Here is a 14,145-nt window from a genome sequence, read left to right on the forward strand (position 1 = left end):
GTTTTACGCCCCTGAAATCTCTGTTAATTAGCAACACTTTTGTGTCGAAACACGTATTGCGGGCGCGATTATGGGATAGCGTTACATCTCAGCAAGGCATTTAGTCACGATTTGTAATAACACGTCGAAATTTTTCGGCCGATGTAATGCATATGAATTACTCGACATGCACCGCCACCGCATGCCAGTGAATTCGCGCGCGACGCCCGGCGTTTGCCCCGCTCTCCGCGCAACAGCCATCGCCGCTGACCTACAGACAAAACTCCCCCGCCGCGCCATGGTGAAACCCATGACACACCCCATCGAACTCACCATCGAAGAACCGCTACCGGGCGCCTTTGTCTGGCAGTTGCTGGAAACCGACGACAGGGGCACGCACCCGCGCGTGTTGCGCAAAGCGTATGACGCTGTGGAGAGCTACGAACTGGCGCTCTCAGCCGGCCAGCGTGCGCTGCAGAGCGAGATCCGTCTCCGCGCGCCTGCCGGACACGGTTGATTGATTGAATCGCACACAGCGCCTTCAAGCCTTACCGGCTCAGGCGTGCAGCGCGAAGTCGTCGATCGTGAGCGTGATGGACCGACGCGGCCCGGCTTGGTAGCGGGCGACGGCCACGGGCTCTATGACGTGAAAGTGCTGCCGGCACGTTTCCAGCAGGTGGTCGCCGACCTCGCGCGTGCCGAATTCGTCATGCAAAGTTTCTTCGGAAATCTGCGCGATGACTCGGGGGCCGCCAGGGCCTTCGGGGTAGAAGGCAAATCGCACGCTCGCGGTGTCGAAGCAATAGATGCCTTCGAAGTTCATCTCTCTTGTCTCCTTGTGAAGCGGCGGCGATTGGACGCGCACGCAGCAGCGGCAAAGAGTAGAAATATTCGCATGCACGTGCAGGAAATGTCCTACAAAAACAAGGAGCGAACTTGTATCCAGAAACGGTTTCGGCTCCCGTTGCGCAGCGCCGATGCGGCGAAGATCGGAGCTTCCAGATTTCCTGTTCCCGGAGCCTTCCCGGAGCACCCGATTCGATGACCGAAACGATCACGCGCCCTGCCCGGCTTCGCCGCCGCGCAGCCGCATCCGCCGCATCCGCCGCATCTGGCCTTGCCGCCGCGCTTGTGCTCCTGCTGGGCGCTTGCACCGGCCCCACCGAAGCCCAGCGCCTGGCCACCGCCAGCACGCCGCCGCCTACCGACTGCACGGCCTGGGTCGGCACCGACCGCAACGCCATGATGGGCGGCTACCTGCTGCCTCAAGGCCCGAAGGGAACCGGCACCAAGGTCTGCGTGCCGGTGCTGATGACGGCCAACCCTACGCCTTCCGGCTATGCGGGCGGCGACTATCACATCGCCGAGTTCACCGACGACAAGCTCAAGGCCCGCTGGCGCGCCTGCAAGGAAGACCCGGCGTGCTTCAAGCGCATCGACGCGCAGATGCAGCGCTGGCTGCCGCCCAACAAGGAGCGCGCCACGCGCTCGACCGGCGTGGTCGACCCCTCCGGCAAGATTGATCCGGACGGCCAGGTCGACCTGAAGCAGATCCGCCGGCCCGCTTTCTTCGCCAAGGCGCCGTACCGCGAAGGCATTGCCGAGGCCGACGCCCGCACCTACGTGGTCGAGTTCACCGCGCCGCGCGACACCTTCGAGCGCATCGACCTGAAGATGACCGGCGACATCAAGCTGCGCGGCTGGTACATCGAAGGCGCGGGCGTAGACGGCGGCAAGGGCAAGAAGGTGCGCGCGCTGGTCATCATGGCGCCGGGCGGCGGCGGGCAGCTCACGGCCATCCAGCACCCCGACGAAGCCTCGTACCGCATCGACGAGAAGACCGGCAAGACCGTTCCCATCAACTTTCCCAACGCGACCACCGAGACCATGGGCCAACGCTGGTGGCGCGAGAACCTGTATGCGCTCAATCAGGCCGGCTTCGACGTGCTGGCCTACGACCGACGCGGCGAAGGCTTGTCGGGCGGTTTCAGCGACACCAACACGCTGGAGCAAGGCGAAGACGTGTTCCGCGCGCTCACGGCGCTGGAAACCGGGCGCGGGCTACGCATCCTCACGCCCCAGGGCCAAGTGCTCGAAGGCGAAGCCACCCGGGGCAAGCTGCTCGCGGGCATGGCGTCGAGCGAGATTCCGCTGGTGCTCGGCGGCTACTCGCGCGGCTCGATGTCCACCGCCTGGGCCATGACGAGGAACTACGTGGCCCAGTGCAGCTTCGACATGCCCGAGCCCAACTGCACGCCGCCCAAGGGTCTGCGGAACATCCGCGGCGCAATATTGCTGTCGTCGTTCGCCAGCGGCGCGGGCTATGTGGGCGATGCGCCCGACCTGGCCGACCGCAATCTGTTCCTGGGCGGCATGGCGGCCGACCACCACATCGTTTTCTATCCGAACTCGTCCACGCTCGCGGGCATGGACCGCTGGCCTGCCGCCTTCTTCGGCAAGGGCCTGTGGGACCGCGCGGAAACGCTCGAAGGCACGGTGGCCGCCTACAACCGCATCCGCGGCGTGAAGGAGATCGTGCTGGCGCGCGGGCCGCATTCGATCGAGACCTGGCCCGAATCCGACCGAGCCTATCTGCGCGAGCGCATGGTGGTGTTCGCGAAGGCGCTGATCGTCGGCGGGCGCACCATCCCTGGTGCCCGGTCGTGGAAGGACTTCAAGTCGCTGGTGGCGACCACGCCCGACTCGTGGGAGCCGTCGTCGCGGCCGAAGGCGCCCTGAGTTGCCACCGGGCACCGTGCCCGGGTTGAAAAGCCCCGGCACGCCGCCATTTCCTCTGGGATCTGGCGACTGAAAAGAGGTGCTCCATGGGCGCGCGCGACGAATTCATTCTTGACTCCTACTCGGCCACCGTCACGCGGGTGGCGCACACCGCCAGCGCGGCGGTCGCCCACATCAAGGTCCGAAAGCAGGCGCAGCGCGGCAACCCGGGCGGCCAGGGCAGCGGCTCCGGTTTTCTTTTCACGCCCGACGGCTTCACGCTCACCAATGCCCACGTTGTAGAGGGCGCGAGCGAGCTGCGCGCCGCATTCGCCGACGGCACCGAAAGCGTCGCGCGCCTGGTCGGGCTGGACGCCTCGACCGACATCGCGGTGCTGCGCATCGAGTCGCACCCGAGCGCCTTCCTGCCGCTGGGTAGCTCGGCCGCCCTGCAACCCGGCCAGCTGGCCGTGGCAGTCGGCAACCCGTTGGGCTTCGATTTCACCGTGACCGCCGGCATCGTGAGCGCGCTGGGCCGCAGCCTGCCCGCGCGCGGCGGCCGGATGATCGAGGACGTGATCCAGACCGACGTGGCCCTCAACCCGGGCAACTCGGGCGGCCCGCTACTCGACAGCGCGGCGCAGGTCATCGGCGTGAACACGGCGGTGATCCCCTCGGCGCAAGGCTTGAGCTTCGCGGTGGCCATCGACACCGCGCGCTGGGTGGCCGGCGAGCTGATGCGCCATGGCGCGGTGCGGCGCGGCAAGCTGGGCGTGCAATGCGCGGCCGTGGCATTGCCCAGGCGCTGGGTGCGCGAGAACGAATGGCCCGTGGCCACCGGTGTGCGCGTGGTCGAAGTGGTGGCCGGCTCGGCCGCCGCGCGCGACGGGCTGCGCAGCGGCGACATCCTCATCGGGTGCGACGGCGTGCCGCTAGCCCAGCTGTCCGACCTGCTCAAACGGCTGGCGGGTGAAGGCTATGGACGGCCGTTGCTGCTCAAGCTGCTGCGGCCCGTGGCCGGGACGCTGACGCCCTTTTACCTGACGGTAACGCCGGCAGGCTGACCCCCTCCTGCCGGCGCAACGACAATAGGCGCCTGCAGTGAAGCACCTGTCCAGGAGAAAACCTTGTCCACCGTCACCATCACCCCTCAAGTCAACGCCAGCAACGAAGCCCCCTTCGTCCTCTTCGGCGGCGTCAACGTTCTCGAGTCGAAGGACCTGGCCCTGCGCAGCGCCGAGGAGTACGTGCGCGTCACGCAGAAACTGGGCATTCCCTACGTCTTCAAGGGCAGCTTCGACAAGGCCAACCGCTCTTCCATCCACTCCTACCGCGGTCCCGGCCTGGAGGAAGGCCTGAAGATCCTGCAAGCCGTGAAAGACGCCTTCGGCGTGCCCGTGCTGACCGACGTGCACGAAACCGCGCAGGCCGCGCCGGTCGCGGAAGTGGTCGACGTGCTCCAGCTGCCCGCCTTCCTCGCGCGCCAGACCGACCTCGTCGTGGCGCTGGCCAAGACGGGCCGCATCATCAACATCAAGAAGCCGCAGTTCCTCAGCCCGTCGCAGATGCTCAACATCGTCGAGAAGTTCAAGGAAGCCGGCAACGACAAGCTCATTCTGTGCGACCGCGGCACCTGCTTCGGCTACGACAACCTCGTGGTCGACATGCTGGGCTTCGGCGTCATGAAGAAGGTCACGCAGAACCTGCCCATCATCTTCGACGTGACCCATGCGCTGCAGCAGCGCGAAGCCGGCGCCGCCGCATCGGGCGGCCGCCGCGAGCAGGTGGCAGACCTGGCGCGTGCCGGCATGGCCGTCGGCCTGGCCGGCCTCTTCCTCGAAGCCCACCCGGACCCGGCGCAAGCCAAGTGCGACGGTCCGAGCGCGCTACCGCTGGACAAGCTGGAACCGTTCCTGACGCAGATCAAAGCGCTGGACGATCTGGTCAAGTCGTTCGCGCCCCTGAAGATCTGAAGCAGGGGCCCGAGGGCCCGGCGCGGCTCCATCTGTGGGTCATTTACTAAAGTTTTCATTTGGACTGCCGATATCCAGCCATTCCCCTGGATTCCGGAGTCCGAATATGTTTCTGAGCAACGTCTCAATTGGCAAGCGCCTGGCCATCGTGCTGGGCCTCATCCTGGCGCTCTTTCTCGCCACCAGCGTCGCCGCGGTGTGGAAGCTGCAGCAGCTCAGCCAGGAGATCGACACCATGATCGAGGACAACGTCAAGACCGAGCGTGCCGGCTCCGACTGGCTGCGCCACACCACCTCGGGCGTGCAGCGGGCGGCGGCCATCGCCAAGAGCAGCGACGCCAGCCTGATCGACTACTTCGCGCCGGCCACGGCCAAGTCGATCAAGGACACCAACGAGCTGCAGAAGTTCATCGAAGGCAAGCTGGTCAAGCCCGAAGAGCGCGAACTGCTCGAGAAGGTCGGCAACCTGCGCAAGGCGTATCTCGCCTCGCGCGAAGAAGTGAGCAAGTTCAAGCTGAAGGGAGACCTGGAAGGCGCCAACCGCATCTTCGACTCCCAGTTCCAGCCCACATCGGTCAGCTACATCGCGGGCGTGCAGCAGGTGGTGGACATGCAGCGCGAGCAGCTCGACGCCGCCGCCGTCCGCGCCAACAATCTGCGCGCGCAAACCAGCACGCTGCTGATCGTGTGTTCCGCCGTGAGCCTGGTGCTCGGCACCCTGCTGGCCTGGCTGCTGGCACGCAGCATCACGCATCCGCTGCGCAGCGCCGAAACCATCGCGCAATCGATCGCCGAGATGGACCTCACGGGCGCAGTCCAGCCAAGCTATGCCAAGGACGAAACCGGCCACCTGCTGCGCGCCCTCGACCAGATGCGCACCGCCTTGCAGGGCTCGCTGACGCAGGTGCATGGCGTGGTGATGAACGTATCCACGGCCAGCTCGCAGATCGCCATTGGCAACCAGGACCTGTCGTCGCGCACCGAAGAGCAGGCCAGCTCACTGGAGCAGACGGCCGCCTCCCTCGAGGAGCTGACCTCCACGGTGAAGCAGAACGCGGACAACGCGCGCCAGGCCAACCAGCTGGCCGCGTCCGCCTCGGAAGTGGCAGTGAAGGGCGGCAGCGTCGTGTTCCAGGTGGTGGAGACGATGGGCTCGATCAATGCGTCGTCGAAGAAGATCGTGGACATCATCAGCGTGATCGACGGCATCGCTTTCCAGACCAACATCCTGGCGCTCAACGCGGCCGTCGAGGCAGCGCGCGCGGGCGATCAGGGGCGTGGCTTCGCCGTGGTCGCCTCCGAAGTGCGCAGCCTGGCGCAGCGCTCGGCCGCGGCAGCCAAGGAAATCAAGACGCTGATCGGTGACTCCGTCGACAAGGTCGAGGAAGGCAGCCGGCAGGTGGCCGATGCCGGTCGCACCATGGAAGAGATCGTCGGCAGCGTGAAGCGCGTGACGGACATCATGGGCGAGATCAGCGCGGCGAGCCAGGAGCAGACCTCGGGCATCGAGCAGATCAACCAGGCCGTCACGCAGATGGATCAGGCGACTCAGCAGAACGCGGCGCTGGTCGAAGAAGCCTCGGCCGCGGCCCAATCGCTGCAAGAGCAGGCGGGCAGCCTGTCGCGGATCGTCGGCAGGTTCAAGCTGGAGCGGCAGCACACTGCCGCCGCATCCGCGAACACGTCGGTCAGTGCCTTGAACGCCTACGCACCCAACGCGCCACGCGCCTACCAGGAGCTGATCGCGTCCCACTAGCCCGGAAGAAGCCGACAAAGGCCCTGCACGGAGGAATGAGGCGAAACTAGGCGCCACGTCTCAGTCTTTCCTCCGGAGCCTACCTTGTCATCCAAAGTCTCCCGCATTGCCCTGTCGGCCTCGGCTGCAGCCATCGGCAGCATCGCGGCGTACTGGACCCTGCTTGCCACGCGCCAGGGGCATATCCTTTTCAACGCCCGCAAACTGCCCGTCGTTCATCTGTCGGACGACTTCTCCACGTACTCCCACACCGTGCCGGGCGGCATGGTCCGCGGGTATGTCTATCACCCCCAGGGTGAAGACTCGCTGCGGGACCTGTTCGTCTACTTCGCCGGCCGCGGCGAGGACGTGCGCGCCACCGCGCAGATGCTGCACTGGCTGCCCGAGGGCTTCGGCTTCGCCGCGCTCAACTACCGCGGGGTGGCCGACTCGCAGGGGCGCCCTTCCGAGATCGCCTCCGTCGAAGACGCAAGCCAGTTCGCCAACCATCTGCGCCACGCATTTCCGCAGGCGCGCCTGCACGTGGTCGGCCGCAGCCTGGGGACGGGCGTGGCGATCCAGCTCGTGGCGCGGCAGGACTTCGAGAGCCTGCAGCTGGTAACACCCTACGACTCGATGCTGGAGGTGGCGAAGAAGCGCTTCCCGCTCGTGCCGCTTTCGCTGCTGCTGCGGCACCAGTTCAACTCGCTGGAGCACTGCAAGGAGGTCGCGGCCAAGACGCAAGTGCTGCTGGCCGAGCACGACGACGTCGTGCTGCCCGAGCGCTCGCAAAAACTCATTGCGGCGTGGCCCACGCCGGTCAGCGTGCAGACGGTTCCCGCGTCGAACCATCACAGCATCATGGGCCTGGAAGAGACCTGGCTCTATCTCGTCGACTTTGCGTTGACGGCAGTCATCCCCGAGCCGAAGGCGGCATAAGCGGCTCGGGCGCCATCGGACATTGAACTTCCAGCGCCGCAGATACACTACCCCGCCATGCCCAGCCGCCGCCAGCTCCCCCGCTGCATGACCACGTTCTTCGTGGTCCTGTCGCTGCTGTTCTCGCAGCTGGCGCTGGCAAGCTACGTTTGCCCGGGTGCGCCGGATACGGGCGCCATGTCCGAAATGATGGCTTCGGGCGAGCCCTGCGAAGGCATGGACATGGCACAGCCGGTGCTGTGCTTCCAGCATGCCGCCGACATGTCGCTGTCCTTCGAGCCAGTGAAGTTGACCACCCCATCGCTGCCCGCCATCGTGCAGATCGTGGTCATGCCCTTGGTGCTGGTGTCGGAAGGCCACGCCCTTCCGCAGCAGGCCGTACCGGAGCGGCAACATCCGCCGCCCGATCCCGTTTTTCTCGCCACACGCAGACTTCGCGTCTGAAATCTCCGTCGACTGACCGGTGCTGGTGCGGCTTGTCCGCTCGCCAGCGATTACCTCGTTCGTCTGCGGAGTTCTCATGTTCATTCTTTTCCCGCGCACGGCCGTATTGGCCGCCGCGTTGCTGCCGTATCTTGCGACGGCAGCCCCCCTGTCCCTCGAGGAAGCGCTTCGGCTTGCAGCCCGGCGCTCCGAAACCACCCGCGCCGCCCGTGCCGGCGCATTGAGTGCCACGGAGGCGGCGCAAGCCGCAGCCCAGCTTCCCGACCCCACGCTGCGCATCGGCGTCGACAACCTGCCCGCGACCGGGCCGGATCGCTTTCACACAACCCGCGACTCGATGACGATGAAGCGCATCGGCATCAGCCAGGAATGGTTGTCCGCCGACAAGCGCGCCGCGCGGCAGGCCGCCGCCGATGCCTCGGTCGGCCGGGAGACGGTGCTGGTGCAAGCCGCTGCCGCCGACACCCGCCGGCAGACAGCGCTCGCCTACGTGGACGCCTTCTACGCTGGCGAGAGCCTGAAGCTCGCGACGCTCATGGAGCACCATGCGCACGAAGAGCTGGAGGCATCGCGTGCACGCCTGTCTTCGGCTGCGGGGAGCAGCCAGGACGTGCTGGCGCTGGCCGGTGCAAGAGGCGTCTCGGAAGACGAGACGGCCGACATCCTGCAGCAGCAAAGCGTCGCAGGCGTCGCGTTCCAGCGATGGGTCGGCGTGCCGCCCGATGAACTGCTGCCTCCGGGTGCCATCACCCTGCCGTCCGAAGAAGCCTACGTTGCCGCGCACCCCACGGTCGCGGCGATGCAGCGCGATGTCGACGTGGCAAGGCAGACGGCAGCCGTCACCGCGTCCAACCGCAAGCCCAACTGGACCTGGGAGGTCGCCTACGGCCAGCGCACCGGCTATTCAGACATGGTGTCGGTGGGCGTGAGCATTCCTCTGCCCGTCGCACCCGGCGAACGGCAGGACCGGGACACTGCGGCCAAGCTGGCATTGGTCGAGAAGGCCGAAGCCGATCTGGCTGAAACGACCCGGGCCGCAACCGCCGAATACCGGTCGCTGCGCAGCGACGCGCGACGCCTGGAGCAGCGCATCGACCGCTATCGCGCCGGTGTCGTCGTTCCTGCCAGCCAGAGAACAGCCACGGCAACGGCCGCCTACCAGTCCAACCAGGTCAGCCTCGTCGCCCTGTTCGAGGCACGGCACGCCGAGGTCGAAGCGCAGCGCAAGCTGCTGGCGCTGCAGCGCGACCTTGCCAGAACCCAAGTCCAACTGGCCTTCCGGCCGCTCACTGCCGAGGTGGCGCAATGAACAACAGAACACGCATGATCGGCGTCTCGTTGCTGGCCGCCCTGCTGCTCGCGGCCAGCGCCTTCTACCTGGGCCGCAAGACAGCCCAGCCCGCGGACACGTCGATGACCGCGCCGGCCAACGCACCCACAGCCGACGGCCGCAAGGTTCTCTATTGGCACGACCCCATGGTTCTGGGCCCGCGCTTCGACAAGCCCGGCAAGTCGCCCTTCATGGACATGCAACTGGTGCCCATGTACGCAGACAGCGCAACGGGCACGGCGAATGAAGGCGGCGTGCAAGTGAGCCCCACCGTCCAGCAGAACCTCGGCATCCGGTATGCCAGCGTTCGGCGCGCGGAAACCTCCGCGTCCTTCGACGCTGTCGGCGCCGTGCAGTTCGACGAGCGGCTCAATGTCGTCGTGCAGACGCGCGTTGCAGGCTACATCGAGCGCCTGTCGGTCCGCGCGCCCATGGAACGCGTGCGCAAGGGCCAGGCACTGGCGACGGTCTTCGCACCGGAGTGGCTCGGGCCGCAGAACGAGCTGCTTGCCCTCAAGCGATCAGGCGTTGCCCCCGATCTCGTCGCAGCTGCGCGTGACCGCATGCGGGCCATGTCCATCCCCGCCGAACTCATCCGCCGCAGCGAGGAGACCGGCATGGCGCAGGCGCGCTACGTGCTCACCGCGCCGGCAGATGGCGTAGTGGCCGAGCTTGGCGTGCGCGAAGGCGTCGCGGTCACACCGGGCATGACGCTGTTCCGAATCGCAGGCCTGGAGAAGGTCTGGGCGGTAGCCGAGATTCCGGAGGCGCAGGCGGTGCGTCTCGCGCGCGGCCAGAAGGTCAAGGCGATCCTTCAGGCCGATGCGACCCAGTCTTTCGATGGAACGCTCGACGAGATACTTCCCGAAATCAACAGCTCGACCCGCACTCTGAAAGCCCGCTTCGAGGTCGACAACAAGAACGGAAAGCTGACGCCCGGCATGCTGTTGCGCCTGCAGGTGGCCGGCCTCGCCAGCACCCGATTGGTCGTGCCGTCCGAGGCCGTCATCCGCACCGGCAAGCGCGCCGTCGTCATCGTGCGCAAGGCCGACGGCACATTCGAGCCGCGCGACGTGTCGCTGGGCGCGGACCAGGGCGACGACACTGAAGTCGTTTCGGGTCTGAGCGAAGGCGATCAGGTGGTGGCCAGCGGCCAGTTCCTCATCGACTCCGAGGCCCGGCTGCGTTCCGTACTGGGCAACATGACCTCATCGCCTGCAACCGCTCCACCGACCGTGGTGCTGCACAAGGCAGAAGGCAAAGTCGAAAGCGTGGCGCCCGACGGCATCACCATCTCGCACGGGCCCGTCGCAACGCTCAAGTGGCCGTCCATGACCATGGGCTTCGCCAAGGCAGCACCGAACGCTTTCCCCGAAATCAAGCCCGGCGATCAGGTCCGTTTCGAGTTCAAGGAAGGCGGCCCGACAGGCTACGAGCTGGTTTCCGTGCAGCGCATGCAACAGGGCGCCAAGCAATGATCGCCGCAATCATTCGCTGGTCGGTCGGCAACCGCTTCCTGGTGCTGATCGCGACCCTGTTCCTCGTGGCCGCAGGCTGGTGGTCCGTCGCCCGCACGCCGCTCGATGCGCTACCCGATCTCTCGGACACACAGGTCATCATCCGCACGCCCTTTCCCGGCAAGGCGCCCCAGGTGGTCGAAGACCTCGTCACCTATCCGCTCACCACCACGATGCTCAGCGTGCCCGGCGCCAAGACCGTGCGCGGCTACTCGTTCTTCGGCGACTCCTTCGTCTACGTGCTGTTCGACGACAAGACCGATCCGTACTGGGCGCGCTCGCGCGTCGTGGAGTACTTGAACCAGGTGCAGAGCAAGCTCCCTGTGGGCGCCAACGCCTCGCTGGGCCCTGATGCCACGGGCGTGGGCTGGGTCTACGAGTACGCACTGATCGACCGCACCGGCAAGCGCGACATCGGGCAACTGCGCGCGCTGAACGACTGGTTCCTCAAGTTCGAGCTCAAGACCGTGCCCGACGTGGCCGAGGTCGCCAGCATCGGCGGCATGGTGCGCCAGTACCAGGTGGTGCTCGACCCCGACCGCATGCGCGCGCTGGGCATCACGCAGTCGATGGTCGTGGAGGCACTGCAGAAGGCCAACCAGGCATCGGGCGGCTCGGTCATCGAGTTCGCCGAGGCCGAGTACATGGTGCGTTCGCGCGGCTACCTGCGTTCGCTGGACGACTTCCGCGCGATCCCGCTTTCCGTGACGGGCGCCACGCCGGTGCTGCTGCGCGACGTGGCCACCGTTCAGATCGGCCCCGAGATGCGCCGCGGCATCGCCGAGCTCGATGGCGAAGGCGAAGTGGCCGGCGGCGTGATCGTCATGCGCTCCGGCAAGAACGCACGCTCGACCATCGAGGCCGTCAAGGCAAAGCTCGAAACGCTCAAGCCCAGCCTGCCACCGGGCGTCGAGATCGTGCCCACCTACGACCGGTCGCTGCTGATCGACCGCGCCGTGGAGAACCTGCGCGGCAAGCTGATCGAAGAATTCATCGTGGTGGCGCTGGTCTGCGCGGTCTTCCTGTTCCACCTGCGCTCGGCGCTCGTCGCGGTAGTGGCGCTGCCGATTGGCGTGCTGGCGGCGTTCGTCGTCATGCACTGGCAAGGCGTCAACGCCAACATCATGTCGCTGGGCGGCATCGCGATCGCCATCGGCGCGATGGTGGACGGTGCCATCGTGATGGTCGAGAACGTGCACAAGCACATCGAGGCTTTCGAGACGGCGCAGGGCCAGCAGCCCACGGTGGCGGAACGGTGGCAGCTCGTCGCTGACGCGTCGGTGGAAGTGGGGCCTGCGCTGTTCTTCTCGCTGCTGGTGATCACGCTGTCCTTCGTGCCGGTGTTCTCGCTCGAGGCGCAGGAGGGGCGGCTGTTCTCGCCGCTGGCCTTCACGAAAACCTATGCGATGGCCGCTGCGGCAGGCCTGTCGGTCACGCTGATACCGGTGCTCATGGGCTATCTGGTGCGCGGGCGCATTCCGCACGAAGCGTCCAATCCCGTGAACCGCTTCCTGATGGCGGTGTACCGGCCTGCGCTGGAACTGGTGCTGCGCTTTCCCAAGGGAACGCTCGCCGTCGCCGCAGTGCTGCTGGCGCTGACCGCAGTGCCGCTGATGCGGCTGGGCGGCGAGTTCATGCCACCACTGGACGAAGGCGACCTGCTCTACATGCCCTCCGCGCTGCCGGGGCTGTCGGTATCGAAGGCCTCCGAGCTTCTGCAGCAGACCGACCGTCTCATCAAGACCGTGCCCGAAGTCGCACGCGTGTTCGGCAAGGCCGGCCGCGCCGACACCGCGACCGACCCCGCGCCGCTCGAGATGTTCGAGACCACCATCCAGTTCAAGCCGAAGGCGCAATGGCGCACCGGCATGACGCCGGACAAGCTGGTCGAGGAACTGGACCGCGCCGTCAAGGTGCCGGGCCTGACCAACGTGTGGGTGCCGCCCATCCGCAACCGCATCGACATGCTGGCCACGGGCATCAAGAGCCCGGTCGGCATCAAGGTGGCGGGGGCAGACCTGGCCACGATCGATTCGCTGACCACGCAGATCGAGGCGGCGGTCAAGGGCGTTCCCGGCGTGTCGTCGGCGCTGGCGGAGCGGCTCACCGGCGGACGCTATATCGACGTCGATGTCGACCGGCTCGCCGCCGCCCGCTATGGGCTCTCGGTGGCTGACGTGCAGGCCGTGGTGTCCACGGCCATCGGCGGCGACAACGTCGGCGAAGTCATCCAGGGCCGCGAGCGTTACCCGATCAACGTGCGCTACCCACGCGAGATTCGCGATTCGCTGGAGCGGCTGCGGCAGTTGCCCTTCGTGACCGACAAGGGTGCGACGTTGCTGCTGGGCGACGTTGCGAAGATCGCCATCGAAGACGGCCCGCCGATGCTGCGCAGCGAGAACGCGCGGCTGTCGGGCTGGGTCTACGTCGACGTGCGCGGCCGTGACCTGCGCTCCGCCGTCAACGACATGCAGGCTGCAGTCGACAAGGCCGTGAAGACGCCAGCCGGCTATGCAGTGTCGTGGTCGGGCCAGTTCGAGTACCTGGAGCGCGCGACCGAGCGGCTGAAGCTGGTCGTCCCGGTCACGCTGGCTGTCATTTTCGTGCTGCTGTACCTGCTGTTCAGGTCGTTCGCCGATGCAGCCCTGGTGATGGCGGCCGTGCCGTTCTCGCTCATTGGCGGCTTCTGGCTGATCTGGGCACTGGGCCATTCGATCTCGGTGGCCACGGCAGTCGGCTTCATCGCGCTGGCCGGCGTGGCGGCCGAGTTCGGCGTGGTGATGCTGGTCTACCTGAAGAACGCGCTGGCACGGCGCCTGAACGCCGGAGAGCCGATGAACGACGAAACCCTGCTGGCCGCGATCCGCGAAGGCGCTGTGCTGCGCGTGCGGCCCAAGGCCATGACCGTGGCCGTCGTGATGGCCGGGCTGCTGCCCATCCTGTGGGGCAGCGGCACTGGCTCGGAGGTGATGACCCGCATTGCCGCGCCCATGGTGGGCGGCATGGTCACCGCGCCACTGCTGAGCATGCTTGTCGTTCCTGCTGCCTGGTATCTGCTGCGCCGGCATGGCCGCCCGGCGCGCGCCCCTTTGTCTGCTGTTTCCACCCTACCCAACCAAGGAGTTGTTCAATGAAAGTCTCGTATCCCCTCGCGCTCGCACTGTTTGCTGGCTTGGCCGGCGCCGCCCAGGCCCAGATGCCGAAGGACGACATGTCATCCATGAAGATGCCGGCGCCCAGCCAGCAATCAGCCGGCATGCTGACCGACGCTGTCGTCCAGAAGATCGATCAGGCCGGCGGAGTGATCGTGCTGAAGCACGGCGACATTCCCAACCTCGCCATGCCGGCCATGACCATGGGCTTCGACGTGGCCGACAGGAAGATGCTCACCCAGGTCAAGGCGGGCGACAAGGTCAGGTTCCATGTGGAGGTCGTCAAGGGCAAGCCGACCGTGACGCATATCGAGGCCGTGCGCTAGGGGCCACGAGCCGTCGAAAAGATGGCGTCAGC

12 protein-coding genes are annotated in these 14,145 nt (G+C 66.5%); 11 read left to right on the forward strand and 1 reads right to left on the reverse strand.

The genetic code is table 11. The annotated features are described in order from the left end of the window. The first annotated feature begins 289 nt into the window (after nucleotides 1–289). Nucleotides 290–496, forward strand: a complete 207-nt coding sequence (locus ACSFBF_RS07895) for a hypothetical protein (protein WP_435465744.1) — start codon at nucleotides 290–292, stop codon at nucleotides 494–496. Nucleotides 497–535: 39 nt separating this feature from the next. Here ACSFBF_RS07895 and ACSFBF_RS07900 read toward each other — a convergent pair whose 3' ends face one another. Beyond that, nucleotides 536–802 (reverse strand): hypothetical protein, encoded by a 267-nt coding sequence (locus ACSFBF_RS07900; RefSeq protein WP_435465745.1) that lies wholly within the window; start codon nucleotides 800–802, stop codon nucleotides 536–538. Nucleotides 803–1,020: 218 nt separating this feature from the next. On the opposite strand from ACSFBF_RS07900, the gene ACSFBF_RS07905 reads away from it, so the two are divergent. From ACSFBF_RS07905 to ACSFBF_RS07950, 10 genes are all read left to right on the forward strand, one after another. Continuing rightward, the gene (locus ACSFBF_RS07905) at nucleotides 1,021–2,718 is read left to right on the forward strand and encodes an alpha/beta fold hydrolase (RefSeq protein WP_435465746.1); all 1,698 of its coding nucleotides are present in this window, start codon (nucleotides 1,021–1,023) and stop codon (nucleotides 2,716–2,718) included. Nucleotides 2,719–2,804: 86 nt separating this feature from the next. Then, complete coding sequence (locus ACSFBF_RS07910) at nucleotides 2,805–3,761, forward strand: S1C family serine protease (RefSeq protein ID WP_435465747.1); 957 nt, start codon at nucleotides 2,805–2,807, stop codon at nucleotides 3,759–3,761. Nucleotides 3,762–3,824: 63 nt separating this feature from the next. Further along, nucleotides 3,825–4,670 carry a 3-deoxy-8-phosphooctulonate synthase gene (gene kdsA, locus ACSFBF_RS07915; protein WP_435465748.1) on the forward strand — a complete coding sequence of 282 codons (846 nt, stop codon included), beginning with the start codon at nucleotides 3,825–3,827 and terminating at the stop codon, nucleotides 4,668–4,670. Nucleotides 4,671–4,776: 106 nt separating this feature from the next. Beyond that, nucleotides 4,777–6,426, forward strand: a complete 1,650-nt coding sequence (locus ACSFBF_RS07920) for a methyl-accepting chemotaxis protein (protein WP_435465749.1) — start codon at nucleotides 4,777–4,779, stop codon at nucleotides 6,424–6,426. A gap of 84 nt (nucleotides 6,427–6,510) precedes the next feature. Then, nucleotides 6,511–7,344: an alpha/beta hydrolase gene (locus tag ACSFBF_RS07925; protein WP_435465750.1), complete on the forward strand. Its 834-nt coding sequence runs from the start codon at nucleotides 6,511–6,513 to the stop codon at nucleotides 7,342–7,344. 87 nt (nucleotides 7,345–7,431) lie between these two features. Then, nucleotides 7,432–7,788, forward strand: a complete 357-nt coding sequence (locus tag ACSFBF_RS07930; RefSeq protein ID WP_435465751.1) for a hypothetical protein — start codon at nucleotides 7,432–7,434, stop codon at nucleotides 7,786–7,788. A 76-nt stretch (nucleotides 7,789–7,864) separates the two neighbouring features. Beyond that, on the forward strand, nucleotides 7,865–9,097 hold the full coding sequence (locus ACSFBF_RS07935; RefSeq protein WP_435465752.1) for a TolC family protein: 1,233 nt from the start codon (nucleotides 7,865–7,867) through the stop codon (nucleotides 9,095–9,097). Further along, the gene (locus ACSFBF_RS07940; RefSeq protein WP_435465753.1) at nucleotides 9,094–10,596 is read left to right on the forward strand and encodes an efflux RND transporter periplasmic adaptor subunit; all 1,503 of its coding nucleotides are present in this window, start codon (nucleotides 9,094–9,096) and stop codon (nucleotides 10,594–10,596) included. Before ACSFBF_RS07935 ends, ACSFBF_RS07940 begins: the two co-directional genes overlap by 4 nt. Then, nucleotides 10,593–13,769, forward strand: coding sequence for an efflux RND transporter permease subunit (locus ACSFBF_RS07945; protein ID WP_435465754.1), 3,177 nt, complete (start codon nucleotides 10,593–10,595; stop codon nucleotides 13,767–13,769). Before ACSFBF_RS07940 ends, ACSFBF_RS07945 begins: the two co-directional genes overlap by 4 nt. Next, nucleotides 13,766–14,113, forward strand: coding sequence for a copper-binding protein (locus ACSFBF_RS07950; protein WP_435465755.1), 348 nt, complete (start codon nucleotides 13,766–13,768; stop codon nucleotides 14,111–14,113). The genes ACSFBF_RS07945 and ACSFBF_RS07950 overlap by 4 nt, the downstream gene beginning before the upstream one ends. The last annotated feature ends 32 nt before the right edge of the window (nucleotides 14,114–14,145 follow it).

Source organism: Variovorax nivicola, from assembly GCF_051216475.1.
GTDB lineage: Bacteria > Pseudomonadota > Gammaproteobacteria > Burkholderiales > Burkholderiaceae_C > Variovorax.